General features: G+C 64.4%; 22 protein-coding genes and 1 tRNA gene. 8 read left to right on the top strand and 15 right to left on the bottom strand.

Annotated features, from left to right (window positions below; translation table 11 throughout):
- Nucleotides 1-13 precede the first annotated feature (13 nt).
- The 3 genes from BN2475_RS12610 to BN2475_RS12620 form a co-directional block, all read right to left on the bottom strand.
- A complete protein-coding gene (locus BN2475_RS12610; protein WP_094779840.1) occupies nt 14-850 on the bottom strand; it encodes an undecaprenyl-diphosphate phosphatase in 837 nt (278 codons plus the stop codon).
- A 90-nt stretch (nt 851-940) separates the two neighbouring features.
- Entirely contained in the window at nt 941-1534 is a 594-nt protein-coding gene (locus tag BN2475_RS12615) for a DUF1439 domain-containing protein (protein ID WP_094779841.1), read from the bottom strand.
- Between the two features lie 303 nt (nt 1535-1837).
- Complete coding sequence (locus tag BN2475_RS12620; RefSeq protein ID WP_094779875.1) at nt 1838-2152, bottom strand: YkgJ family cysteine cluster protein; 315 nt, start codon at nt 2150-2152, stop codon at nt 1838-1840.
- A 340-nt stretch (nt 2153-2492) separates the two neighbouring features.
- Between BN2475_RS12620 and hemN the strand changes: the two genes are divergently transcribed.
- Both hemN and BN2475_RS12630 read left to right on the top strand, forming a co-directional pair.
- Nucleotides 2493-3878 carry an oxygen-independent coproporphyrinogen III oxidase gene (gene hemN / locus BN2475_RS12625; RefSeq protein WP_094779876.1) on the top strand — a complete coding sequence of 462 codons (1386 nt, stop codon included), beginning with the start codon at nt 2493-2495 and terminating at the stop codon, nt 3876-3878.
- Between the two features lie 106 nt (nt 3879-3984).
- Nucleotides 3985-4069: transfer RNA gene (locus BN2475_RS12630), tRNA-Leu, on the top strand.
- A gap of 648 nt (nt 4070-4717) precedes the next feature.
- On the opposite strand, the gene BN2475_RS12635 is transcribed toward BN2475_RS12630, so the two are convergent.
- On the bottom strand, nt 4718-6103 hold the full coding sequence (locus BN2475_RS12635) for an amino acid permease (RefSeq protein WP_094779877.1): 1386 nt from the start codon (nt 6101-6103) through the stop codon (nt 4718-4720).
- A 212-nt stretch (nt 6104-6315) separates the two neighbouring features.
- On the opposite strand from BN2475_RS12635, the gene BN2475_RS12640 reads away from it, so the two are divergent.
- Entirely contained in the window at nt 6316-7239 is a 924-nt protein-coding gene (locus BN2475_RS12640; protein WP_094779842.1) for an alpha/beta fold hydrolase, read from the top strand.
- A gap of 64 nt (nt 7240-7303) precedes the next feature.
- On the opposite strand, the gene BN2475_RS12645 is transcribed toward BN2475_RS12640, so the two are convergent.
- The 9 genes from BN2475_RS12645 to BN2475_RS12685 all read right to left on the bottom strand — a co-directional run bounded on the left by BN2475_RS12645 (nt 7304) and on the right by BN2475_RS12685 (nt 18367).
- A complete protein-coding gene (locus BN2475_RS12645) occupies nt 7304-8137 on the bottom strand; it encodes a M55 family metallopeptidase (RefSeq protein ID WP_094779843.1) in 834 nt (277 codons plus the stop codon).
- Nucleotides 8137-9231, bottom strand: a complete 1095-nt coding sequence (locus tag BN2475_RS12650; RefSeq protein ID WP_094779844.1) for a DmpA family aminopeptidase — start codon at nt 9229-9231, stop codon at nt 8137-8139. Before BN2475_RS12650 ends, BN2475_RS12645 begins: the two co-directional genes overlap by 1 nt.
- Nucleotides 9228-10133: a glutathione ABC transporter permease GsiD gene (gene gsiD, locus BN2475_RS12655; protein ID WP_094779845.1), complete on the bottom strand. Its 906-nt coding sequence runs from the start codon at nt 10131-10133 to the stop codon at nt 9228-9230. The genes BN2475_RS12650 and gsiD overlap by 4 nt, the downstream gene beginning before the upstream one ends.
- A 7-nt stretch (nt 10134-10140) precedes the next feature.
- Complete coding sequence (gene gsiC, locus BN2475_RS12660) at nt 10141-11061, bottom strand: glutathione ABC transporter permease GsiC (RefSeq protein WP_094779846.1); 921 nt, start codon at nt 11059-11061, stop codon at nt 10141-10143.
- A gap of 114 nt (nt 11062-11175) precedes the next feature.
- Nucleotides 11176-12738 carry a glutathione ABC transporter substrate-binding protein GsiB gene (gene gsiB, locus BN2475_RS12665; RefSeq protein WP_094779847.1) on the bottom strand — a complete coding sequence of 521 codons (1563 nt, stop codon included), beginning with the start codon at nt 12736-12738 and terminating at the stop codon, nt 11176-11178.
- A 165-nt stretch (nt 12739-12903) separates the two neighbouring features.
- Nucleotides 12904-14862: a dipeptide ABC transporter ATP-binding protein gene (locus tag BN2475_RS12670; RefSeq protein WP_094779848.1), complete on the bottom strand. Its 1959-nt coding sequence runs from the start codon at nt 14860-14862 to the stop codon at nt 12904-12906.
- A 37-nt stretch (nt 14863-14899) separates the two neighbouring features.
- Complete coding sequence (locus BN2475_RS12675; protein ID WP_094779849.1) at nt 14900-15934, bottom strand: isoaspartyl peptidase/L-asparaginase family protein; 1035 nt, start codon at nt 15932-15934, stop codon at nt 14900-14902.
- The gene (locus BN2475_RS12680) at nt 15931-16932 is read right to left on the bottom strand and encodes a MurR/RpiR family transcriptional regulator (protein ID WP_094779850.1); all 1002 of its coding nucleotides are present in this window, start codon (nt 16930-16932) and stop codon (nt 15931-15933) included. The genes BN2475_RS12675 and BN2475_RS12680 overlap by 4 nt, the downstream gene beginning before the upstream one ends.
- A 181-nt stretch (nt 16933-17113) precedes the next feature.
- Nucleotides 17114-18367 (bottom strand): MFS transporter, encoded by a 1254-nt coding sequence (locus BN2475_RS12685; protein WP_094779851.1) that lies wholly within the window; start codon nt 18365-18367, stop codon nt 17114-17116.
- A 94-nt stretch (nt 18368-18461) separates the two neighbouring features.
- Between BN2475_RS12685 and BN2475_RS12690 the strand changes: the two genes are divergently transcribed.
- The gene (locus tag BN2475_RS12690) at nt 18462-19172 is read left to right on the top strand and encodes a pseudouridine synthase (RefSeq protein ID WP_094779852.1); all 711 of its coding nucleotides are present in this window, start codon (nt 18462-18464) and stop codon (nt 19170-19172) included.
- A gap of 191 nt (nt 19173-19363) precedes the next feature.
- Nucleotides 19364-19552, top strand: coding sequence for a hypothetical protein (locus BN2475_RS12695; protein WP_094779853.1), 189 nt, complete (start codon nt 19364-19366; stop codon nt 19550-19552).
- A gap of 206 nt (nt 19553-19758) precedes the next feature.
- On the opposite strand, the gene BN2475_RS12700 is transcribed toward BN2475_RS12695, so the two are convergent.
- Nucleotides 19759-20772: an NAD-dependent epimerase/dehydratase family protein gene (locus BN2475_RS12700; RefSeq protein ID WP_094779854.1), complete on the bottom strand. Its 1014-nt coding sequence runs from the start codon at nt 20770-20772 to the stop codon at nt 19759-19761.
- Nucleotides 20773-20885: 113 nt separating this feature from the next.
- On the opposite strand from BN2475_RS12700, the gene BN2475_RS12705 reads away from it, so the two are divergent.
- From BN2475_RS12705 to BN2475_RS12715, 3 genes are all read left to right on the top strand, one after another.
- Nucleotides 20886-21917, top strand: a complete 1032-nt coding sequence (locus BN2475_RS12705; RefSeq protein WP_094779855.1) for a CDP-6-deoxy-delta-3,4-glucoseen reductase — start codon at nt 20886-20888, stop codon at nt 21915-21917.
- Between the two features lie 380 nt (nt 21918-22297).
- Entirely contained in the window at nt 22298-23482 is a 1185-nt protein-coding gene (locus tag BN2475_RS12710) for an acetylornithine transaminase (protein WP_094779856.1), read from the top strand.
- 48 nt (nt 23483-23530) lie between these two features.
- Nucleotides 23531-24001, top strand: coding sequence for a GNAT family acetyltransferase (locus tag BN2475_RS12715; RefSeq protein ID WP_094779857.1), 471 nt, complete (start codon nt 23531-23533; stop codon nt 23999-24001).
- A 172-nt stretch (nt 24002-24173) separates the two neighbouring features.
- On the opposite strand, the gene BN2475_RS12720 is transcribed toward BN2475_RS12715, so the two are convergent.
- The coding region (locus BN2475_RS12720; RefSeq protein WP_094779878.1) for an ABC transporter ATP-binding protein at nt 24174-24725 on the bottom strand (552 nt) is incomplete at its 5' end.

Genomic DNA, 24725 nt, shown 5'->3' on the forward strand with positions numbered 1-24725 from the left:
GCCACGCACGAACTCAATCGGTCCAGCTCAACGCGCCGCTATAGCCGACCAGCAGGATCAACAGCCCGAAGCCGATCCGATACCACGCGAACGCGGTGAAGTCGTGCGACGCGATATAGCGCAACAGCCAGCGTACGCAGATGAACGCGCTGACGAACGCCGCCGCGAAGCCGAGCGCGAAACTGCCGAGCGCGTCGGTGGACAGCAGATGCCAGTCCTTGTACAGCTCGTACGCGGTCGCGCCGAAGATGATCGGAATCGCGAGGAAGAACGAAAACTCCGTGGCGACGCGCCGCTCCAGCCCGAACAGCATCCCGCCGATGATCGTCGCGCCCGAGCGCGACGTGCCCGGAATCAGGGCGAAACACTGTGCGAGGCCGACCTTCAGCGCATCCAGCGCGTTCAGATCGTCGACGTTGCGCACCCGTATCGCTGCGTCGCCCTGCGCGCGCTGCCGGGCCTCCGCCCACAGAATCACGACGCCGCCTGCCACCAGCGCGAACGCGACCGGCACCGGCGAAAACAACGCCGCCTTGATGGTCTTTTCGAATAGCAAGCCAAGCACGATAGCCGGAATCGTCGCGACGATCACGTTCTGCGTGAAGCGACGCGCTTCGGGCCGGCTCGGCAAGCCAGCCACCACGCTGCTGATGCGGCGGCGAAACTCCCAGCACACGGCGAGAATCGCACCGAGCTGGATCACGACGTCGAAGGTTTTCGCGTGTTCGTCGGAGAAATTCAGCAGACTGCCGACGACGATCAGATGCCCGGTGCTCGACACCGGCAAAAACTCCGTCAACCCTTCGACCACGCCCAGAATCAGCGCCTTGCCAGCCAGTAGCCAATCCATCCCTGCCCCTTATCGTGATTGATTGTCGGAACGAACAGGGCCGGCACGACCAATGACATGCATGCGCGGCCCTGCCGGCCGCGCGCTGCGTCATTTTTCGACGATCTGCACGCGTATGCCGTTTGTAAGGATGGTGATTGTACCGGGTTCGTAATTCACGCCGGCAAATTGCAGCTGGTCGGGCTTGAATGTGTAGATCGGATAGTTGGTCAGCAATTGCTGCGCGATCAGCGCCGCCGCCGCGCTGATCTGCTGGGTGTACGCCTGCGCCTGCCCGCTCACGCTGACGTTGTCGACGTTCGGCGATTTGAGCACGACCGACCGGCTGGCGGCGTCGTAGGCCAGTTCGCTCGAAAGCGTGAAAACGCCGTCGACCGGCTGCGGCATGAACGGGCTCGCGAAGCGCGCGTCGAGCTTGACCGAAACACGATTCGTGTCGGGCAGAAAGCCGACCACCGGATTGGTCAGCGCGACGTCGAACACCTGCGAGACCGTGCGCTGATACGGGAATTTGCGCTGCACCGCGTCCTGCACCTGCTGCCGCGAGAACGTGTAGTGCGACGGAATGAACGGAAAAATCGGCGTCGCGCAGGCCGCGAGCGACACCGTGATGCCGAGCACGCTACAGCCGGTCAGCGCTGCGTGCAGAAAGCGGCGCCGGGCCGGCGCGGTGAGTCGAGTCATGCGAAATCTCCTGTGTCGGTTGGAGTTAGCGCTTTAGCTGTCGGCCAGAGTCAGCGCTTCAGCTGTCGGCCAGAGTCAGCGCTTCAGCTGTCGGCCAGAGTTAGCGCTTCAGCGCTTACTCTGGTCCCATGCAAAGCACTTACTCCGATCCCATGCAAAGCACCTACTCTAGTCCCATGCAAGATGGTTGCTGTGGAAGCCGGTTCTGACATGCGGCTGGGTGGTTCGATGTTCGATGGGTGTCGGTTTGAACGGATACAAATCGCGTCGCGCATGGGATTGACATGCGAGCGGACTCGCAGACTAGCGCGGCGCCGCTTGCGGTTGGACTTGCGGTTGAGTTTGCGCTTCAAGCTGCGTCAGCCACGCGAGCGCTTCGCCACGGCTCGTGCCGCACATTTCCATCTGCGGTTGCAGACCCGAGCAGCACGCCGGCCGCTGCGGCTGGCCGAAGATCGCGCAGCGCAGATCGTCGCCGAGTTGCACACAGCGCACGCCAGCGGGCTTGCCGTGCGGCATGCCAGGAATCGGGCTCGAAATCGACGGCGCGATACAACACGCGCCGCAATCGGGGCGGCAAGCATGCCCCGCAACATGAAACGGGGATTCGCGCTCCACCGCGCTTGACGGCGCGCTTTTCGGCGCGCTTTGGAACACGCTTCGGGGCGCGCTTTCGGACACGCTTCGGGGCATGCTTTCGGACACGCTTTGAGGCACGCTTTGAAACACATCACTCACGACATTCTTCCTGATCTCAGAAACAGGCGACGCATTGCCAGACCCGCATTGTGCCATTGCATTCATGCGACCTTTTTACGCAATCCGGCCGACGATCGCTCACTTAAACTCGTTGGCACCGAAAGGCCCCGCTGAAGAGGCATCCGCGCTGTTCGATCCTGGCTGGCGAACTCCGCCGGCGGTGGCCTCTGCCACGGCGGCCAACCGACTCGAGCCCCTGATGACCCTCGCCGACACGCTATTTCGCCCCGACCTGCTCGCCAAATACAGCGCAAACGGTCCACGGTATACGTCCTATCCGACCGCGCTGCAGTTCCACGACACGTTCGACCCCGCCCACTATGCACGCGCCGCCGGCGACCCCGGCGCGGCCGCGACCGACCTCTCGCTGTACTTCCACATTCCGTTTTGCGACACCGTGTGCTTCTACTGCGGCTGCAACAAGGTCATCACGAAAAACCGCGCGCATGCACGGCCGTACCTCGATCGGCTGAAGCGGGAAATCGCGTTGCAGGCAGCGTGTTTCGACACGCGGCGTCCGGTGTCGCAACTGCATTGGGGCGGCGGCACGCCCACTTTTCTGTCGCACGGCGAAATGGCCGAACTGATGGCGGCCACGCGCGAGCACTTCACGTTGCTACCCGACGCCCAAGCCGAATGTTCGATCGAGGTCGATCCGCGCGAAGCATCGCCCGACACCATCGCGCATCTGCGCGCACTCGGCTTCAACCGGTTGAGCCTCGGCGTGCAGGACTTCGATCCGATCGTGCAACAAGCGATCAACCGCATACAGCCGCTCGAGATGACCGCCTCGGTAATGCAGGCAGCGCGCGACAACGACTTTCATTCGATCGGCGTCGATCTGATTTACGGCCTGCCGCATCAAACGGTCGACAGCTTCAGCCGCACTCTCGACCTGATGCTCGACCTCGCGCCCGATCGACTGTCGGTATTCGCCTATGCGCACATGCCGCAGCTCTTCAAGATGCAACGTCAGATGGACCCGGCCACGCTGCCGTCGCCGGCAGAGCGGCTCGCGCTGCTGCAACGGGTGGTCGAACGCCTGACGGACGCGGGCTATGTCTATATCGGCATGGATCACTTCGCACTACCAACCGATGAACTCGCCCGCGCGCAAGCGCAGCGCACTTTGCATCGCAATTTCCAGGGCTACAGCACACGCGCGGAATGCGATCTGATCGGCTTCGGCGCATCGTCGATTGGCAAGGTCGGCGACGTGTACGCGCAGAACGCGAAGGACCTGCCCGCCTATGCGGCGGCGATCGACGCGAGCCAACTCGCGATCATACGCGGCGTACGGCTCAGCGCCGACGACCGTCTGCGGCGCGACGTGATTACGCAGTTGATGTGCAATCTGACATTGCGCTTCGATGAATTCGAAGCCGCTTACGGCATTCGCTTCGCCGATACGTTCGAGCCGGAGCTGGAGCGTTTGCGCGGCTTCGAGCGCGACGGACTGGTATCGATCGACGCCGGCCGACTCGACGTGCAGATGGCCGGACGCATGCTGGTGCGTAACATCGCGATGGTATTTGATCGCTACCTCGGCCAGCAGACACTCGAACGGTTTTCCCGCACGGTTTGACGGCGTCGCGGCGGCCCGAAGCAAGCGGCTTGCCGGTCGCCGGATTTTCGGCCATAATCTCCGTCTCCGCCGCGCGCCATGTTCTGACGCGTGCGCTGTAAGACCTGCCCAGGTGGTGAAATTGGTAGACGCAGGGGACTCAAAATCCCCCGCCGCAAGGCGTGCCGGTTCGATTCCGGCCCTGGGCACCAACAGTTGTTCCGGCAAGAGCCGCGGCATTCCAAAAACCCCGTAAGATCACGGTCTTACGGGGTTTTTTATGCTTCGGCGATCCGGATTGACCGGTCGACAGCCGGTCGTATCGGGCGGTATTTATGGTGGTATCTGCCTCGTTTCTGGGCTTCTCCGACAGGAGATACTCCGCACTCCTCGATAGAGGAAACACGTTTGTATGTCATGTCCGGGAGAGCCCAACCGCGACGCAACTTCCGAAAGCTTACGGCAGCCGAATATCACTCTGCAAAAGGTATCGTCCTCAATATCGTCGTGTCGGCGACGTTCGAACAAGGACTGGCAGATGAAATCTGGACTCGTAGCGCTCACCCTGAGCGCATGGGCACTCAGCATCTCTCTGACGGCGCACGCGCAAGCGAATTCCGGCGATGCGGCCAATCGACCGCCTCCGCCATGTCAAGATCATCCGCCCGGCCCACCTCCCTCAAACTCGGACCGTCCTCCCGGACCGCCTCCGCACGACCACGACGACAAGGGACCGCCAAACTGGCCACCGCCCGATTGTGGCCGGCCGCCGCCTAACTGAGTGAAGCACGACGCTGACTACGCCATGGAACAGCAGACGCGGCCGACCCAAACGGGTCGAATAGACCACATACGTGCCCTTACTGCCCCACCACTCGCGCACCCTGATGCAACACCGCGCGCCGGCGCTTGAGCGCGTAACCGCCCCACATCACCAGCAGCCATACCGGCACGAGCCACACTGAAACCGACAGACCGGGCGTCAGCGCGAGAATCACAAGGATCAGCGCCATGAACGCGAGGCAGATCCAGTTGCTCACCGGGAACCAGAACGATCTGAACACGAGCGTCTCGCCCGCGGCCACCATCGCCTTGCGCGACTTCAGGTGCGTCAGGCTGATGAGCGCCCAGTTCAGCACCAGGGCCGCGACCACCAATGCCATCAGCAGGCCGAGCGCTTCGGCCGGAATCAGGTAGTTGATGATCACGCAGGTGAACGTGGCGAGCGCCGACAAACCGATCGCCATATAGGGCACACCGCGCCGGTCGACCCTCATCAGGGCGCGCGGCGCATTGCCCTGCTCCGCGAGGCCGTAGAGCATGCGGCTATTCGCATACACGCCGCTGTTGTACACCGACAGCGCCGCCGTCAGCACCACTACGTTGAGGACGTTCGCGGTCAGCGTAGAACCGATTTGCGAGAAGATCATCACGAATGGACTGCCACCCGCGGCCACTTCGTTCCACGGATACAACGACAGCAACACCGCCAGCGAGCAGATGTAGAAAATCAGAATCCGGTAGATCACCTGGTTCACGGCCTTCGGAATGCTCTTCTGCGGCTCGGCGGCCTCAGCCGCCGTAATGCCGATCAGCTCCAGCCCGCCGAACGAGAACATGATCACCGCGAGCATCATGAAGAGCCCATGAAACCCGTGCGGGAAAAAGCCGCCATGACTCCACAGGTTGGTAATCGACGCTTGCGGGCCGCCGTGACCGCTGATCAGCAGAAAGCCGCCGAACACGATCATCCCGATCACCGCCGCCACCTTGATGATCGCAAACCAGAACTCGGTTTCGCCGTATGCCTTGACGTTGGCCAGATTGATCGCGTTGATGCCGGCGAAGCACACCAGCGCCGACACCCACGTCGGCACGCCCGGCCACCAGTAATGCACATAGGTGCCGACCGCGGTCAGCTCGGCCATGCTAACGAGCACGTACAGCACCCAGTAATTCCAGCCGGACAGAAAGCCGGGAAAGTCGCCCCAGTACTTGTACGCGAAATGGCTGAACGAGCCGGCGACCGGCTCCTGCGCAACCATTTCGCCCAGCTGTCGCATGATCATGAAAGCGATGATGCCGCCGATCGCGTAGCCAAGAATCATCGACGGCCCCGCCGCCTGCAACACGCTGGCGGAGCCGAGAAACAGGCCGGTGCCGATCGCGCCGCCCAGCGCGATCAACTGGATGTGGCGATTCTTGAGCCCGCGCTTCAGGCCGTCTTGCTGTTGTGCACTATTCAACTTGCGCCCCAGTGTATGGTTTTCGATCACCCGGTCGGACTTATGGCCCGGCCCGGCAAAACTTTGTATTTTACCCCGACCGATATTACCCAAATACTGGGATAGACCCGCGTTGGTTCTGCGCCGTACTTAACGGCGCGGATAAAGATTGTCACTCGCGTGGGGCTTCGGTATGTTCCCTTAGTCGAGTTTTCTGCCTGCGGAGATTCAACATGTCGCCCAAACGTCTGCTTTGCGCTTGTGCTTTGTATCTCTGTTTCGCTGGGGTCGCCGCCTTCGCGCAAACCGCCGCCCCCACGACGGCGCCGGCCAACGAGCCTGGCAGCGCGGCCACTTCATCCGAAGCGCCCGCCACCGCACCCACCGCACCCGCGGGGCCAACCTCCACATCCGCCGCACCCGGCAAAGCAGCCGGACCCGCCGCCGCGCCGATGACCGGACCGGTGCGCAACGTCGTGCTGGTCCACGGCGCTTTCGTCGACGGGTCGAGCTGGAACGGCGTGGTCGCGAAATTGCAGCAGAAGGGTTATCACGTGAGTTCGGTGCAGAACCCGCTGACGTCGCTCGCCGACGATGTCGCCGCAACCCGCCGCGTGCTCGCGCGCCAGGACGGTCCGACCATCCTGGTGGGCCACTCGTGGGGCGGCGTCGTGATCACTGAAGTCGGCGCGAACGAGCCGAACGTCGCGGGCCTCGTGTATGTCGCCGCGATCGCGCCCGAGCTGCGCGAATCGGCGATGGACCTGCTCAAGCGCGCCCCGCCGATGCCCGCGGGCCAGGCCATGATCACGGACCCGAGCGGCTTCCTGTGGCTGGACCGCTCGCGCTATCACACCGACTTCGCCGCGGATGTGCCCGAGAACGTGACGCGCGTGCTCGCCACCGCGCAAGTGCCGATCGCCTCGAAGGCGTTCAGCGAAACGGTCAGCCAGGTCGGGTGGAAAGACAAGCCGTCATGGTACGTGCTGACGACGAAAGACCGCGCGGTGTCGCCGGACGTGCAGAAATTCATGGCCGACCGGATGGGCGCGAAAGTCGTGCCGATGGCGTCGAGCCACCTCGCACCGGTATCGCATGCGGCCGCGATCGCCGACGTGATCGACCACGCGGCGCGCGAACTGAGCCGGCAGCAGTAAGCGGGTCGTACCAAGACGCGAGTGTCAAAGGACCCAGTGCGTATCGCCGGTCGCCTTTGCGCGGCTAGCGCAGCATGAACGACATCGCCGACAGGCAGTTGAGCATCCGCACCGCATGTTCCGCCGACGCCGCGCGAAAACGCAACGTGACCGCATCGACGCGCGTAAGCGTCGGCCACTGACAGAACAGATCGGCGAGCGCGCTGGTTTGCACGCGCAGTTCGCAATCGACCGGCTTCGCATCGGTGCGCGTCGCGTGCGGCGCATGTCCTGCAGCGAGGTGCTGCTGGACCACCTCGCACGCGGCGCTCGCGATTGCTTCGCGCACGCTGGCTGGCGCTTGTGTAACGCCGCTCGCATGCCCCGTCGCGCTCTTGGTGACGACAAACCGCGCGTGCGGAAAGCGCGGCGCGGTTTCCTCGGCGAACCCGTCGTCGCCGGATAAAAGCGCGACACGTGCGCCATATTCTTCGGCCAGCGCGCCATACACGCCTGCCTCGCCGAGTTCGACGCCGTTGAATGCAACCCGCGCGAACGCAAAGCTGTTGATCGTGTGCGCAAGGATGCCGCGCGTTTGCGACATCGCGTGATAGCCGATCATGAAGACCAGCGCCGCGCCGTATTCGAGCCCGGCCATCATGCCGAGCGTGCGTGGTTTGCCGAGCACGATCTGCGCGCGTGCATCGAGCAGGTCGGGCAGCAGGTTTCGAAAGCCGCCGTGCGAGTCGTTGACCCACACGTGCGTGGCGCCGCCGGCAAACGCACCTTCGATTGCGGCGTTGGCTTCGAGCGTCATCCAGCGGCGCGCGGCTTCGTATTCGCCGTTGCCGGGACGCGTTTGCTCGGGATGAAACACACCAGCGACGCCTTCGATGTCGGCGGAAACAAGGACTTTCATCAGGCAGAGGGTCTCAGTAATTGTGCAAGGTCGGGCGCGCAGTCGTGCAGCGACAGACGCCGATGACCGTCGCGCCCGGTCACGGACACCGCGCTCCACAACGCATCGATGATCGCCTGCTCGACGCTGTCCGCGCATGCGCGAAACAGCGGATCGAGGCGCTCGTCGGCGAGTAGCGGCGGCAACGTGATGAAGTCGGCGCCGTGCGGCACCGTATAGGCCGTTGAGAACGCCAGCGCGATATCGCCGCTGCCGTGGCCGTACACCGAGCCGGTTCGTGCCAGACCGGCGGCTGCGCGCAACGACAGACGCTTGAGCTGACGCGCGTCGAGTGGCGCATCGGTGGCGACGATCATGATGATCGAGCCCTGCTCGGGTTTTGTGCTCGTGCTCTCGGTTGCAGCCGCCGCCGAGGTAGCCGCGCGTTCGGCCAGCACGCGACCGAGCGGGATGCCGTCGATGGTCAGCATCGGCAGGCGCCCGAAGTTGGCCAGCACCAGCGCGCCGACGGTGTAATCGCGGCCGGCCACGCCGACCACGCGCGACGCGTTGCCGATGCCGCCCTTCAGATCGAAGCACGACATGCCCCGCCCCGCGCCGACCGATCCGCTCGCGACGTGCGTGCTGGCGCTGTCGTGCGCGTGGTGGAAATGCTGTTCGGTGACGGCCAGCGCCTGGATATCGTTCAGGTAGCCGTCATTGCATTCGAACACCAGCGGATTGACCGTCGACCACTCGCGCCCGATTTGCGGATTCGCGCGGATCGCCGCGCGAATCCGCGCCTGCGCGATCGCGGCGACACCGAACGTATTGGTCAACGCGATCGGCGTTTCCAGCGTGCCGAGTTCGTCGAGCTGCACGAGCCCGATGCTTTTGCCGAACCCATTGATCACCGACGCGCCCGCCGGCACCTTGTCGATAAACGGATCGCCACGATGCGCACGGATCACGGTCACGCCCGTTTGCAACTCGCCTCGAGCGAGCGTGCAATGTCCCACCGTCACGCCGCTGACGTCGGCGATCGTGCCGAGCGGGCCAGCCGGCAATGCGCCGATATGCGGAGCATGCAGGCCGGGATGATCGGGCGCGCTCATGGCCGGTCGAGCTTCGGATCGAGCGCGTCACGCAAGCCGTCGCCGAGCAGGTTGAACGCCAGCACGGTCAGGAAGATCGCGAGACTCGGGAACAGCGCGATATGCGGCGCAGTGACCATGTCGGCACGCGCTTCGTTGAGCATTGCGCCCCACTCGGGAGTCGGCGCTTGTGCGCCGAGACCGAGGAACGACAGACTCGCCGCGGTGATGATCGACGTGCCGATGCGCATCGTGAGGTACACCACCACCGACGAGATCGTCCCCGGCAGAATGTGACGCACGATAATGGTCCAGTCCGACGCGCCGATGCTGCGCGCCGCTTCGATATACGTGAGGTGCTTGAGCATCAGCGTATTGCCGCGCACCAGCCGCGCGAACGCGGGAATGCTGAAGATCGCCACTGCGACGATCACGTTGATCATGCCGTTGCCGAGAATCGCCACTACGCCGATCGCGAGCAGAATGCCGGGGAAAGCGAACAGCACGTCGGCCACGCGCATCGTGATGCGATCCCACCAGCCTTCGTAGTAACCGGCCAGTAGTCCGAACAATGTGCCGATCACCGCGCCGATCGCAACGGACAGAAGACCCGCTTCGAGCGAAACGCGCGAGCCGGCCAGAATGCGGCTGAAAATATCGCGGCCCAGCGAATCGACGCCGAACCAGTGCGCGGCCGACGGCCCCGCGTTCAACGCGTCGTAGTCGAAGAAATTCTCCGGGTCGTACGGCACGATATGCGGCGCGACGATCGCGACCGCAATCAACAGCAGCACGAAAACGCCGGCGGCGAGCGCCACGTGCTGCTTGCGGAATTTGCGCCAGAACTCGCTCCACGGGGTGCGGATCGCACGTTCGGCGGGAGCGGCCTGGGCGGCATTCGGCTCGGTGGCGGTCGTGCTCATGCGGGCCTCACTTGAAACGGATGGTCGGGTTGATCACGGCGTACAGCACGTCCACGACCAGGTTGATGATGATGAATTCGAGCGAGAACAACAGCACTTCGGCCTGAATCACCGGGAAGTCGCGCATCGACACGGCATCCACCAGCAGGCGCCCGAGGCCAGGCCAGTTGAACACCACTTCGACCACGATCGAGCCGCCCAGCAGAAAGCCGAATTGCAGGCCCATCATGGTGACGACGGGGATCAGCGCGTTGCGCAGGCAGTGCCTGACGATCACGAGCCGCTCGGGCACGCCCTTGGCGCGAGCGGTGCGCACGAAGTCCTCGTGCATCACTTCGACGAACGAGGCCCGCGTGAAGCGCGCCATCACCGCCGCGACGGCCGCGCCGAGCGTGAGCGACGGCAGCACGTAGCTCTGCCACGAACCGTCGCCGACGACCGGCAGCCAGCCGAGCTTCACCGAGAAAATTTCCATCAGCAGCATGCCGAGCGCGAACGCGGGAAACGAAATACCCGACACCGCGAGCGTCATGCCGAGCCGGTCGGGCCAACGATTGCGCCAGACCGCCGAGACGATCCCGAGCGCCATGCCGATCACGACCGCCCATGCCATGCTCGCGACCGTGAGCAGCAGCGTCGGCATGAAGCGCTCGGCGATTTCCTGGCTGACCGGCCGCTTGCTGCGCGTCGAGATGCCGAAGTCGCCGTGCGCGATCCGCCAGAAGAAGTTGACGAACTGCTGCGGCATCGGCCGGTCGAGGCCGAGATCGGCGCGCACCAGCGCGACCGTGGTCTCGTCCGCTTCGGGACCGGCGGCGAGGCGCGCGGGATCGCCCGGCAACAGATGCACGAACAGAAACACCAGCAGGGCGACGATGAAGAGCGTCGGCAGCAGGCCAAAGAGACGTTTGACGAGGAAGTTCAGCATGGAACCCAATCCGGCAATGAGGCGGGCAATGAAGAATCGCGGGCAGCGGTGTCGACACCGTGCAGTCCGGCGTGCTGCTGGAACAACAACACGCCGGCTCGCACGTTCGACACGTCACCTGATCGCGATCTCTTCGAAATTGAACGAGCCGTCAGGCGCCACGTATGCACCCGACAGACGCTTGCTGCGCGCGTACACCACCTTCTCCTTGACGAGGAAGATCCACGGCGCGTCGGCCCAGATGCGCTTTTGCGCGTCGGTGTAAAGCGCGGCCTTCTGCGTGCGGTCGGTGATTTCGAGCGCCTGCTTCAGATCGTTGTCGACCGCGTCGTTCCTGTAGTACGCCGTATTCATCATCTTCGGCGGGAACGAGACGGACGCGAGCAACGGCGTGACGGCCCAGTCGGACTCGCCCGTCGACGACGACCAGCCCGTGTAGTACATCCGCACCGGCGCGCTCGCCGGGTCCTGCGCGCTTTCCACCCTCGCGACGCGCTGGCCCGCTTCGAGCGCCTCGACCTGCGCCTTGATGCCGACCTGCGCCAGTTGCTGCTGCACGAACTGGATCACCTTCTGCGCGGTCGAGTAGTTGTACGCGGACCACAGCGTGGTTTCGAAGCCGTTCGGATAGCCCGCTTCCTTCAGCAACGCGCGCGCCTTCGCCGGGTCGTACGGCCAGGGCCCGAGCTTCGTCGCGTAGTCGACGCCTTGCGGCACCACGCCATCGGCCGGGGTCGCATAACCGGCGAACGCGACCTTGGTCAGCGCTTCCTTGTTGACCGCATAGTTCAGCGCTTCACGCACCTTCGGGTTGTCGAACGGCTTCTGGTTCACGTTCAGGCTGATATAGCGCTGGATGATCGACGGCGAAGCAATCAGATCGACCTTCGGGCTCGACTGCAATTGCGCGGCCTGTTCGAACGGCACCTGGAACGCGAAGTCCGCTTCGCCGGTGCGCATCAGCGCCGCGCGTGTGTTGTTGTCGACCACCGGCTTCCAGTCGATCGCATCGATCTTCGGGTAGCCCTTTTTCCAGTAGCCGGCGAACTTCTTCACCGTCAGGTCGCCGGCCGGGTCCCATTTCACCAGCTCGAACGGGCCCGTGCCAACCGGATGGAACGCGATGTCCTTGCCGTATTTCTTCAGCGCGTCCGGTGAAATCATCACCGCCGACGGATGCGCGAGCACGTTGACGAATGCGGAGAACGGCGCCTTCAGGGTGATCTTCACCGTATACGGATCGACCACTTCGGTCTTCTCGATGCGGCTAAACATGTTGTAGCGCTTGAGCTTGTTCGCCGGATCGGTCACGCGGTCGAAGTTCGCCTTGACGGCGGCGGCGTTGAAGTCAGTGCCGTCCTGGAACTTCACGCCGTGGCGCAGTCTGAACGTGTAGACACGCGCGTCCGGGCTTGCTTCGTAGCTGTCGGCCAGCACGCTGACCAGCTTCATGTCCTTGTCGAAGCCGAACAGTCCTTGATAGAACGACTTCGCGACGGCTTGCGACAGCGTGTCGTTGGCATCGTACGGATCGAGCGTCGTGAAGGTCGACGCGACCGCCATCACGGCCGTGGTGTCGGCGTGCGCCGCGTTGCCCGCGAGCATCGCGAACACTACCGCGCCGCCGCTGACCAGCGCGCGCAAACGAAACGGAGAAGACGGAATCAGCAGGTTCATGAGGTTGGCTCCAGGCTGCGAGATGAAACGTGTTGAGGTTATGGAAGGAATCGTTTTGCTTGGCTTGTTGCTTCGGGTCTCTTTTTCTGTTTGGTTGCTTCGGGTCCTGCTTCGGGTCTTGCTTCGGGTCTTGCTTCAGGTCTTGCTTCGGGTCCTGCTCCAGCGTCAATAAGCGCCACCGACGCGATGCTGCGCGACGAAATGGTCCGGTCCCACCGCCACCAGCGGCGCGACGACCGGCTCGTCGTCCAGCATACGGATCGGGCTCGGAAGGTCGTCCGTGGACAGCATGCGTTTCGCGTGGCGGCGCGCCGGATCGGCGACTGGCACCGCCCCCATCAACTTTTTCGTGTACGGATGCTGCGGCGCCTCGAACACCGCGCGACGCGGACCGATCTCGACGATCTGGCCGAGGTACATCACCGCGACACGATGACTGACGCGCTCGACCACGGCCATGTCGTGCGAAATGAACAGATACGCGACGCCGAGTTCGCGTTGCAGATCGAGCATCAGATTGACGATCTGCGCTTGCACCGAGACGTCGAGTGCGGACACGGATTCGTCGGCGACCACGACTTTCGGATTCAATGCGAGCGCACGCGCAATCGCGATCCGTTGCCGCTGACCGCCGGAGAATTCGTGCGGATAGCGGCGCGCGGCTTCGGCCGGCAAGCCGACTTTGTCGAGCAGCCACGCGACCCGCGCCTGAGCTTGCGCGCCCTCGGCGACGCCATGCACGAGCAACGGCTCCATGATCGAGAAGCCGACCGTCAAACGCGGATTGAGCGACGCGAACGGGTCCTGGAAAATGAACTGAATATCGCGGCGCAGCGCCTGCAACGCGGGCCCGGTCAGCGAACTGATTTCCTTGCCGTTGAATTCGATCGAGCCGCTCTGACTTTCGACGAGGCGCAACAGCGACCGGCCGGTGGTCGACTTGCCGCAACCCGATTCACCGACCAGCGCGAGCGTTTCGCCGGACCGCAGATCGAAGCTGACTTTTTCGACCGCATGCACGCGGCCCGTCACCCGGCCGAACAGGCCGCTGCGCACCGGAAAGCGCGTGACCAGATCGCGCACGCGCAGGATCGGCGGCGTGTCTTGCTGAACCGGCGGCTGCACCACCGGCTGCACTATCGGTTGCACTACCGGCAGCGCCGCTTCGGCGACCGTCACGGCTGGCCGCACGGCTTCGCCGGTGCCGCTCGAACTCGCCTGTTCGACGGTGAGAATCGGAAACCGCGCGGGTTGATCGGTGCCTTGCATCGCGCCCAGCCGCGGCACCGCGGCAAGCAACGCGCGGGTATAGGGATGCGACGGCGCGGCGAACAGCGCGTCCGCTGCACCCTCCTCGACCTTCTCGCCGTGATACATCACCAGCACGCGATCGGCCACTTCGGCCACTACGCCCATGTCGTGCGTGATGAAGATCACGCCCATGTTCATCTCGTCCTGCAAGCCGCGGATCAGTTGCAGGATCTGCGCCTGGATCGTCACGTCGAGCGCGGTGGTCGGCTCGTCGGCGATCAGGAGCGCGGGCTTGCACGACAGCGCCATCGCGATCATCACGCGCTGGCGCATGCCGCCCGACAATTGATGCGGAAACCGCGCCGCCACACGCCGTACCTCAGGAATCCTGACGAGTTCGAGCAATCGCAAAGTTTCGGCTTGCGCTGCCTGACGACTCTTGCCCTGATGCAGCGCAATCGCTTCGCTGATCTGATCGCCGACGGTGAAGACCGGATTGAGCGAGGTCATCGGCTCCTGGAAGATCATCGCGATGTCGGCGCCGCGAATCGAGCGCAGCGTGCCGGACGACGCCTGCGCGAGGTCGAGCACGCTGCCGTCGCGGCGCCGGAAGGCGATGCGGCCGCCGGCAAGGCGCCCACCGCCATGCTCGATCAGCCGCATCAAGGCGAGCGAGGTCACCGATTTGCCCGAGCCCGATTCGCCGACAATCGCCAGCGTCTCGCCGCGCTCGACCGTCAGCGACAGATTGCGCACCGCGTTGAAGGTCGAGTCGCCGCGGCGAAACGCGACCGACAGATCGTCGACCGCGAGCACGCGTTGCGGCGGCAGGGTTTCGAGAAGCGGGCTGGCGGAGTGCGATGAAGTCGGCACGGTGGTTCCTTTGAATTCGGACGCGGCTAACGTGGGCTCAGGCGAAACCAGGCGCAACGGCCTGGCGGTAGATCGCCGTCACTGGCGTCTCGCCGAGCCGCGCGAAACCGCGGTACATGCCTTCGGTATTGAACGGCAGCGTGACGTTGCCACGCGCATCGACGGCGATCAGACCGCCGCGTCCGTCGATCTTCGGCAAGCGGTTCATCACGACGTCATGCGCCGCTTCCTGCAACGACACCTGGCGATACGCCATCTGCGCGGCGACGTCGTAGGCCGCGACCATGCGCATGAACATTTCGCCGGAACCGGTGGTCGAGACCGCGCAGGTCGCGTCGTCGGCGTAACAGCCCGCACCGATCAACGGCGTGTCGCCGACCCGGCCAACCTGCTTGTTGGTAACGCCGCCGGTCGACGTGGCCGCCGCCAGATGGCCATGCTGATCGAGCGCGACCGCACCGACCGTGCCGAATTTGCGGTTCGGATCGATCGGCTCGTGCGGGGTCGGCTCATCGTGATTCGATGCTGATGCCGACGCCGACGCCGACGCGGCCGCGAGCGCCGCGCCGTCGTGATCGAGCATCGCACGCTGTTGGTGGCGCGCGAGCAGCCATTGACGGTGCCGCGCCTCGGTACCGAAGTAGCCCGGCTCGACGAATTCGAGACCTTGCGCGGCCGCAAAAGCCTCCGCGCCTTCGCCGGTGAACAGCACGTGCTCGCTGTGTTCGAGCACGCTGCGCGCGGCCAGGATCGGATTGCGCACGCGCTTCACGCAGCAGATCGCGCCGGCATCGAGCGTGCGGCCGTCCATGATGGCGGCGTCGAGTTCATGGGTGCCGGCCGCCGTATAGACCGCGCCGCGTCCCGCATTGAAAAGCGGGCAGTCTTCGAGCAGACGCACGGCCTCGCTGACGGCGTCGAGCGCGCTGCCGCCGTCGGCGAGCACGCGCTGGCCGGCGCTCAGCACCGCGTGCAACGCCGCGTGGTATTCGGTCTCGGCGCTGGCCGACATCGACGCGCGCAGGATCGTCCCTGCCCCGCCGTGAATCGCTATGACTGCGTTGGAGTTCATCGTTTGGTTCTGGTAGATCTGGTGGTTCCGGTAGATCCGGTAGTGCGGGGAGTTCGTGCAGGTCGGCTAGCGGTGCGCGCGGCTTCGCCCGCTGCGTCGGCCGAACCGGCCTGCGGATCGATGAGCCAGGGCAGCACGAATTCGCTGACCTCGGCGGCCGCCTTCACCGAGCGTTTGGCGCGATACGCGACCGCATCGCACAGCGCTTCGATCACCGCGAGCACGGCCGAATCGGCATTCGCCGCGAGCCGCCGGTCGGCGCGGATATACAGCGAGAGGTCCGCGAATTGCGCCAGCGGCGAACGCGCACTGTCGGTCAGCGCCAGCACGCGAGCGCCCCGGCTGGCCGCGCGGCGCGCGAGTTCGATCGTGTCTTCGACATAACGCGGGAACGCGATACCAATCACCAGGTCGCCCTGGTTCGACGCGAACAGACGGCGCGCCGCGTGCGACGGTCCGCCGATCAGCGCGAGCGACTGCACGTTGTCGTGATACGGCATCAGTCCGTGCTCCATCAGGCCCGCGAGAAACGCGCTGGCCCCATAGCCGAGCACGAACACGCGGCGCGCGGCGATGATCGCCTCGACGGCGGCATCGGCGGCGGCACGGTCGATCGCCGTGCGCGTCGCGTGCAGATTGTTGGTGGCCTGCTCCAGCGATGCGTCGACCAGACCGTCGCCGGCCGCGCGGGACTCCTGCGCATCACGCAGCCGCTCGACTGGCGCCAGCGTCGCCTCGAAGCCACGCACGAGCGCCTCGCGAAACTGCGGATAGCCGTCGAAACCGAGCGCGCGGGCAAAGCGATTGGCCGTCGCCACCGATGCGCCGACCACGCTCGCCAGTTCGTCGATGCGCATGGTCGCGGCGCGAAACAGATTGGCCAGTACATAGTCGCCCATGCGCCGATGGATCGGCGTGAGGGTCGGCATGGCCGTGGCGATGCGCGCGGCGATGGCCTGCTCGGCGGGACTCGATGCAGCGGACGGGTGATGGATCATGCAAGCGGGTTGGCGCGGTGGCTGAAGTCGAAATGCATGAAAGTATATTTACATGGAAATTCACCAGAAAAAAATTCATTTTCATTTTCGAGGGTTTTCACCGATGAACTGCGGACTGAAAAGGCGTGGAAGACAGCTCATGCACGCCGGCAGCGGGCGCGATGAAAATCCGTTGTCACTTTCAGCAAGCGGCGGCGCCTGGCTCGGGAATGCGCGCGAGCCGTGCCGCCGGCGACATCACGATGATCAGCGCCTGCGCGAGAAAAGCCCCGGCCGCGACGACGAGGCAGGCGTCGATGCTCCAGCGCGCACTGATCCCCGCGCCGAGCAGCGCACCCACGGGACGCGCGCCATAGGTGGCGGTGCTGATGAGCGCCGAGACGCGGCCCATCATGCGTTCGGGAGTGATCGCCTGGCGCAGCGTGGTCGAACCGACCACCCACAGAATCGGTCCGGCGCCGAGCAGGAAGAAGCTCGTGATCGCGAGCCAGAACGACGGCGCGACGAGCGTCGCCCCCATTGCGAACGACGCGAGCAGTCCGCACGACGGCCCGATGACCAGCATGCGGCCGAATGCGAGCCGTCGCGCGATGGCGGGCGCGGCCAGCGCACCGCACACCATGCCGACGCCATACGCGCCGAGCGTCATACCCACCGCCGACGCGCTCAACCCCAACCGATGCACTGCATACGGCACATACACCGCTTGCAGGATGAAAAAGCCGAGGTTGAAGAACACTGCGGTCGCGAGCATCGGTCGCAGCAGTGCATCGTGCAGCACGAAGCGCGTACCGTCGCGCAACTCCAGCATGAAGTGGCGCGCCGGTGCGGCGCTGCGCGGCGGTTCGCGCAGTCCCGCCAGCAACACGACGGCCAGCGCCGACAGGATGGCCGCGCCACCATAGGCCCAGCCCGGGCCGATCCAGCCGACCAGCAGGCCACCGAGCGCCGGCCCAGCCGAATACGCGACGCTGCGCGCAAGCTCGAGCCGGCCGTTCGCACTGGCATGGGCTTCGCGCGGCACGATCGACGGCACCAGCGAAGGCGCCGCAACGTTGTAGGCCACTGTGCCGGTCGCGGCAATCAGGCCGAGCGCGGCGAGCAACGGCAGGCTCAACGCATGCGTCGTCACGAGCAGCAGCACGCACAGCATCGCGCAGGCGCGCACGCCTTCGGCGAGCGCCATCAGCGTGCGGCGCGAGCGGCGGTCTGCCCACACGCCGAGCGGTATCGACAGCAACAGGAACGGCAGCGTCTGGGCGGTTTGCAGCAGACCCGTGCCGCGTGCGTCGGCGCCGAGCGCGAACACCGCGACGAGCGGCGCGGCGGCGAGGCTGATCTGCTCGGCGGATTGCGCAAGCAGATTCGACCACGCGAGCCGCTGGAATGCGGCTGGCAAACGGCGCGCGGATGACGAGGAAGACGTAGCGTGCATCGATGAACTCCTGGGGCTGGGCTTGGGCAGACCATCGTGTTCCATCCGCCGCCGCAGGGCGCTCCACTTCTTGCGGTGTTATTCTTCGCTCGCCATGAATCTCGAAAGCATTCTCTTCACTCAAGGTTTCGGCTCGCGCCGTCAATGCCGCGCGCTGATTGCCGACGCTCGCGTGAGCATCGGCGGCGTCGTCTGCACCGACGCGCACGCCGATTTCCCGACCCATGACGACGCCTTGCGCTTCAGCGTGGACGGCGTCGTGTGGCCGTATCGCGAGCACGCGTATCTGCTGCTGAACAAGCCCGCCGGCTATGAATGCTCGCGCGACCCGCAACATCATCTGAGCGTATTCAGCCTGTTGCCGCCGCAGTTCGCCGAGCGCGGCGTGCAATGCGTAGGCCGCCTCGATCAGGACACGACCGGCCTGCTGCTGCTCTCCGACGACGGCGAGTTCGTCCACCTGTTCACATCGCCGAAACGCAAGGTGCCGAAGACGTACGTCGCGACCACCCGTCATCCGCTCGACGACGCGCAACTGAGCGCATTGCACGACGGCGTGTTGCTGCACGGCGAGACCAGGCCGATCGCCGCCGTCGACGCTCAGGCTCGCGACGCGCACACGTTGGCGCTCACGGTCATGGAAGGCAAATATCACCAGGTCAAACGGATGATCGCGGCCGCCGGCAACCGATGCGAAGCACTGCATCGCGAGCGGATCGGCGGGCTCGCGTTGCCCGCCACACTGCTTCCCGGCGCATGGCAGTGGCTCGACGCCGCCGACCTCGGTTCTTTACGGAGCGGGTAAACCGGTAGTGCGCCGGTCGCGCGCCGGTAGCGCCGCCCTCAAGGTCTTGATGCGGCTGGAAAAGCCTGCGGGGCCTGCGGCTGGCTGACGCGGCGCGAGCGCCGGCACGCTGCGTCGGCGCCTGTTCTTCCCTTACAGACCGCTCTATACTCGTTGAACAAACGACTACAAGGGTTTCTAGGAGGGGCGCCATGCCTATCGCCGATACCATCGCGATCTCGCAGGTGATGATTGCTTTCACATGTCTCGGACTACTACTGATCGGCGCACTGCTGGTCGTTATGCGGCTGCGGCATAAATATCATCCGAACCTGATCGGCGCTTTGATTGGCGGGATGCTGTGTTTCCTGCTGCTGGAAATGCTGCCGACGCTGACCTGAGCCAGCAAGCGCGCGCGAAGACAACAAGTTAACAACGGTCAAGGCGCCGCGCGCTGGAATGCTTGCCCGGCGATGCCGGGAGTGGCGGTTTTTTTGTTCTGCTTTTTTGTTCTGCTTTTTTGTTCTGCTTCGGGCTTGCGGTTTTGGGCGCCTGCAGGAACGCCTGTCGAGCCGCTTCACTGCCCCGCCTTCACGCCTTCACACCTTCAACCTTTCCGCAAAAAATCCTCGACGCGCGGATAGCGCAAACGCACGCGCAATTCCTCCTTGAGACGCCGGTTCACGAGCCGTCTCGATTCGCGCATGAACGACAGCAGGTTCGGATCGATCCGCTCCTCGGCTTGCGCACGCGTAATGCGCGGCGCGTGCGCCATGCCGAACGCGTCGGCCACCGCGTCGAAGTATTCGCCCATTTTCAGCGACGAGTCGTCGGATGCATGAATCACCCGCGCCGGCTTGCCGTGCGTCGCGAGGCGCACGAGGATCGCGGCGAGGTCGTCGGCATGAATGTGATTGGTGTAGACGTCGTCGGCGTCGATCAGCGCCGGCGTGCCCCGTTCGAGCCGCGCGAGCGGCAAACGGTTGCGTGCGTAGATGCCGGGAATCCGCGCGATGCTGGCCACGACACTGCCACGCGCGGTCGCGCGCCGCAACTGCCGCTCGGCCGATACGCGGCGTTTGGCGCGCGCATTGGCCGGCTGCGTCGCGCACGTCTCGTCGATCCACGCGCCGCCGCAGTCGCCGTAGACGCCCGTCGTGCTCGCGTAGACAACGCGCACGGGCGCACGCGAACCGGCGGCCCGGCGCACCCCGTCGGGTACAATACGGGCTGTTTCAGGGTCCGCCCACGAGGCACGCACGGCGCGCAGCCCGCGGCGCAACCGCCCCACCGGTACGACCGCGGGCGTGACGGCGCGACGCGCGCTCAACGTGGCGAGCAACGCACGGGTACGACGGTCGTCGTCGCCGGTTTTTTGCGGCGGGGCGAGATGCAGCACCGTCGGCGCCAGGCCCGCGAGCCGTTTCAGGCTGCGGCGCACGTCGAGATCGCCAACCAGCGGCGTCACGCCCGCGGCGCGCAATTCGGCGCGGCGTTCGGCGTGGCTGGTCAGCGCATAGACATGCGCGTGTGGCCGCAACAGGGGCACGCAGCGCATGCCGACATCGCCGCATCCAACGATCAACACGCGCGGCCGGCGGAAGTTTCGTGTCGCTTTCATGGTGGACGCATTGTAGCCGCCAGCTGCGGCAGGTATCACACGGTTGGCACGGTTAGCACGGTTGATCCGGCGGGTCCCATAACGATTCCCGACTTTTCGAATTCGAACACTCTATGGCATTTAACGTCACGCTCCGGCAAAGCGGCCGGCAGTTTCAGGTAGAACAGGACGAACCGGTGCTGAGCGCCGCCTTGCGTCAAGGCATCGGCCTGCCGTACGGTTGCAAGAACGGTGCTTGCGGTTCATGCAAAGGCACTGTGGTGAGCGGCGAGATCGAACAGCGCGCGCATTCGTCGTCGGCGTTGTCGAACGACGAAAAGACCCGCGGCATGGCGCTGCTGTGCTGCGCCACCGCGTGCTCCGATCTCGAAGTGGACATCCGCGAAGTGGCCGGGGTCGGCGACGTGCAGATCAAGAAGCTGCCGTGCCGCGTGAACGCGATCGAGCGCAAGGCCGACGACGTGATCGTCGTGAAGCTGCAACTGCCCGCCAACGAACGTCTGCAATATCTGGCTGGCCAGTACCTCGAATTCATTCTGAAAGACGGCAAGCGCCGCAGCTATTCGATGGCGAACGCGCCGCATAGCGAAGGCCCGATCGAATTGCACATCCGCCACATGCCCGGCGGCGCCTTCACCGATCACGTGTTCAACACGATGAAAGAGCGCGACATCCTGCGCTTCGAAGCGCCGCTCGGCACGTTCTTCCTGCGCGAAGATTCGGCCAAGCCGATCGTGCTGCTCGCGTCGGGCACGGGCTTCGCGCCGCTGAAGGCGATCGTCGAGCATGCGGTGTTCAAGAACCTGGAGCGGCCCATGACGCTGTACTGGGGCGCGCGCCGCAAGAAAGATCTGTATCTGCTCGAACTGGCCGAGCAATGGGCTCGCGAAATTCCGAACTTCAAGTTCGTGCCGGTGCTGTCGGAGCCGGACGCGAGCGACGCGTGGACGGGCCGGGTCGGCTTCGTGCATCGCGCGGTGATCGAGGACCTGCCCGATCTGTCTGCATATCAGGTGTATGCGTGCGGTGCGCCGGTAATGGTCGAGTCGGCCCTGCGCGATTTCACCCAGCATCATGGCCTGCCGGAAGACGAGTTCTACGCAGACTCGTTCACGAGCGAAGCGGATCTGGCCAACGCAGTTTGATCGAACGGACGGCCTGCGCGACACGTCAAGCCGGCCGTCCGCATGCCTTGCGTGCCGCGCGTGCTATGTGTCAGCACGACGACGGACACGCAAAAAATCCGCTTGAAACGCGCATCGTTGCGAATTCAAGGTTTACACCAGCGCTTTGCTTGTCGTATTCTTTCGCGCATGAACCGCATCCAGTCCGAACTCCGACGTCGCCGCTCGCCGCTCCCTTAGGGACGCCGCTGGCTTCGTCACGGATTCGCGCCATACAACGGCGCAAGCTGTTCGAATCATGAAAGCCACGGCATGCCGTGGCTTTTTTGTTTTTCCGGCCGCCATTTGACAGTTGGCCAACCCGTCATTCACCTTCACCCCGTTGCCTGGAGCCCGCCGTTATGAATTTCAATGAATACCCGATCGAGTCGCTGATGTACATCACCAACCGGCCCGAAATCGTTTTCACGCACGGCAAGGGCTCGTGGCTTTACGACAACAACGGCAAGCGCTATCTGGACTTCATTCAGGGCTGGGCGGTCAACAGTCTCGGTCACTGCAACGAAGGCATGATCGAAGCGCTGAACAAGCAGGCGAAGCTGCTGCTCAATCCGTCGCCGGCCTTCTACAACGAACCGATGGCGCGACTGGCTGGCCTGCTCACGCAACACAGCTGCTTCGACAAGGTGTTCTTCGCGAACAGCGGCGCCGAGGCCAACGAAGGCGCGATCAAGCTCGCGCGCAAGTGGGGCAGGAAGTTCAAGGACGGCGCATTCGAAATCATCACGTTCGATCACAGCTTCCACGGCCGCACGCTCGCCACCATGTCGGCCAGCGGCAAACCGGGCTGGGACACGATCTACGCACCGCAAGTGCCGGGCTTCCCGAAGGCGGATCTGAACGACATCGCATCGGTGGAAAGGCTCATCAATGCGAAGACGGTCGCCGTGATGCTCGAACCGATTCAGGGCGAAGGCGGTGTGATTCCCGCTTCGCGCGAATTCATGCAGCAACTGCGCGCGCTGACTCGAAAGCACAACCTGCTGCTGATCGTCGACGAAGTGCAAAGCGGCTGCGGCCGTGCGGGCACGCTGTTCGCGTACCAGCTGTCGGGCATCGAGCCGGACATCATGACGCTCGGCAAGGGCATCGGCGGTGGCGTGCCGCTCGCGGCGCTGCTGTCGAAAGCGGAGGTCGCGGTGTTCGAGGCCGGCGATCAGGGCGGCACCTACAACGGCAATCCACTGATGACCGCAGTCGGCTACTCGGTGATCTCGCAACTGACCGCGCCGGGCTTTCTCGAAGGCGTGCGCGCGCGTGGCGAATATCTGCGCGCGAAGTTGCTGGAGTTGTCGGAGGAACGCGGCTTCAAGGGCGAACGCGGTGAAGGCCTGCTGCGCGCGTTGCTGCTCGGCAAGGACATCGGCAACCAGATCGTCGAGAAGGCGCGCGACATGCAGCCCGACGGCCTGCTGCTGAACGCGGCGCGTCCGAACCTGCTGCGCTTCATGCCGGCGCTGAATGTGACGAACGAAGAGATCGACCAGATGATGGCAATGCTGCGTTCGATCCTCGATACGCTGTAATCGCGCAGCAACAGCCAGGAGCAATCAGTAACAAACAGGAACACACTTATGACGACGAGTGCGACACTATCGATCCGCCGCTTCGACGCGAGCGATACCGATGCGGTTGTCGCATTGTGGCAGCAAGCCTTTCCCGAGTATCGGGACGCGACGCGGCCGCAGCGCAATCCGCGTCTGTCGATCGCCAACAAGCTGGCGACGCAACCGGAACTGTTCTTTGTCGCGGTGCTCGGCGAGCGCATCGTCGGCACGGTGATGGGCGGCTATGACGGACACCGTGGCTGGCTGTATTCGCTCGCGGTGGACGAATCGCTGCGTCGTCATGGCATCGGCACGCGCCTCGTCGAGTATGTCGAACAGGCGTTGACCGAGCTCGGCTGTCCGAAGCTGAATTTGCAGGTGTTGTCGGCGAAGGCCGAGGTCCGCGCGTTTTACGAGGCGCTCGGTTACCGCACGGATGCGGTGATCAGTCTCGGCAAGCGACTTGGCGAGCTGGCGGATCCGGTGCCGGCTGACTGAAGGGGCCCACGCCTGGCACAGCCCACCAAGCAAGAATGACAAAGGCCGCATGCGTTGTTGCGCATGCGGCCTTTTTTCATCGGTACGGCTGGTTTGTTCAGCCGGGTCTATTCGCCCCGCTCATTCACCAGGCGCATTCACCAGGCTCACTCACCGAGCTCATTCGCCAAGCTCATTCACCCAGATAAGCCGCCCGCACCTTCGGATCGTCGAGCATCTGCTTCGCGTCACCCGACATCGTCACCAGACCCGAGTCCATCACGTAGCCGCGATTCGCCGCCTGCAGCGCCAGACGCGCGTTCTGCTCGACCAGCAGCACGGTCATGCCTTCTGCCGAAATCGATCGCACCACTTCGAAGATCTTCTCGACCATGATCGGCGACAGACCCATCGATGGTTCGTCCAGCAGCAGCAGCTTGGGACGCGAGATGATCGCACGCGCCATCGCCAGCATCTGCTGTTCGCCGCCCGAGAGCGTGCCCGCGTATTGCGTCGCGCGTTCCTTCAGGCGCGGGAAGAAGCCGAACATGCGATCCACGTCCGCCTTGATGCCGTCCGTGTCGTTACGCAGATACGCGCCCATCTGCATGTTCTCGACAATCGACATGCGCGCGAAGATGCCACGCCCTTCCGGCACCATCGCCAGACCGCGCTTGAGCAGTTCGTGCGCCGGGATGCCCTTGATCGACTGGCCCATGTACTCGATGTCGCCCGCCGAGTACGG

The organism is Paraburkholderia ribeironis (assembly GCF_900019265.1).
GTDB lineage: Bacteria > Pseudomonadota > Gammaproteobacteria > Burkholderiales > Burkholderiaceae > Paraburkholderia > Paraburkholderia ribeironis.

Coding starts and splice junctions, on each gene's coding strand:
- BN2475_RS12610 (WP_094779840.1), bottom strand. CDS start 850: ATGGATTGGCTACTGGCTGGCAAGGCGCTGATTCTGGGCGTGGTCGAA.
- BN2475_RS12615 (WP_094779841.1), bottom strand. CDS start 1,534: ATGACTCGACTCACCGCGCCGGCCCGGCGCCGCTTTCTGCACGCAGCG.
- hemN (WP_094779876.1), top strand. CDS start 2,493: ATGACCCTCGCCGACACGCTATTTCGCCCCGACCTGCTCGCCAAATAC.
- BN2475_RS12640 (WP_094779842.1), top strand. CDS start 6,316: ATGTCGCCCAAACGTCTGCTTTGCGCTTGTGCTTTGTATCTCTGTTTC.
- BN2475_RS12645 (WP_094779843.1), bottom strand. CDS start 8,137: ATGAAAGTCCTTGTTTCCGCCGACATCGAAGGCGTCGCTGGTGTGTTT.
- BN2475_RS12650 (WP_094779844.1), bottom strand. CDS start 9,231: ATGAGCGCGCCCGATCATCCCGGCCTGCATGCTCCGCATATCGGCGCA.
- gsiD (WP_094779845.1), bottom strand. CDS start 10,133: ATGAGCACGACCGCCACCGAGCCGAATGCCGCCCAGGCCGCTCCCGCC.
- gsiC (WP_094779846.1), bottom strand. CDS start 11,061: ATGCTGAACTTCCTCGTCAAACGTCTCTTTGGCCTGCTGCCGACGCTC.
- gsiB (WP_094779847.1), bottom strand. CDS start 12,738: ATGAACCTGCTGATTCCGTCTTCTCCGTTTCGTTTGCGCGCGCTGGTC.
- BN2475_RS12675 (WP_094779849.1), bottom strand. CDS start 15,934: ATGAACTCCAACGCAGTCATAGCGATTCACGGCGGGGCAGGGACGATC.
- BN2475_RS12680 (WP_094779850.1), bottom strand. CDS start 16,932: ATGATCCATCACCCGTCCGCTGCATCGAGTCCCGCCGAGCAGGCCATC.
- BN2475_RS12685 (WP_094779851.1), bottom strand. CDS start 18,367: ATGCACGCTACGTCTTCCTCGTCATCCGCGCGCCGTTTGCCAGCCGCA.
- BN2475_RS12690 (WP_094779852.1), top strand. CDS start 18,462: ATGAATCTCGAAAGCATTCTCTTCACTCAAGGTTTCGGCTCGCGCCGT.
- BN2475_RS12695 (WP_094779853.1), top strand. CDS start 19,364: ATGCCTATCGCCGATACCATCGCGATCTCGCAGGTGATGATTGCTTTC.
- BN2475_RS12700 (WP_094779854.1), bottom strand. CDS start 20,772: ATGAAAGCGACACGAAACTTCCGCCGGCCGCGCGTGTTGATCGTTGGA.
- BN2475_RS12705 (WP_094779855.1), top strand. CDS start 20,886: ATGGCATTTAACGTCACGCTCCGGCAAAGCGGCCGGCAGTTTCAGGTA.
- BN2475_RS12710 (WP_094779856.1), top strand. CDS start 22,298: ATGAATTTCAATGAATACCCGATCGAGTCGCTGATGTACATCACCAAC.
- BN2475_RS12715 (WP_094779857.1), top strand. CDS start 23,531: ATGACGACGAGTGCGACACTATCGATCCGCCGCTTCGACGCGAGCGAT.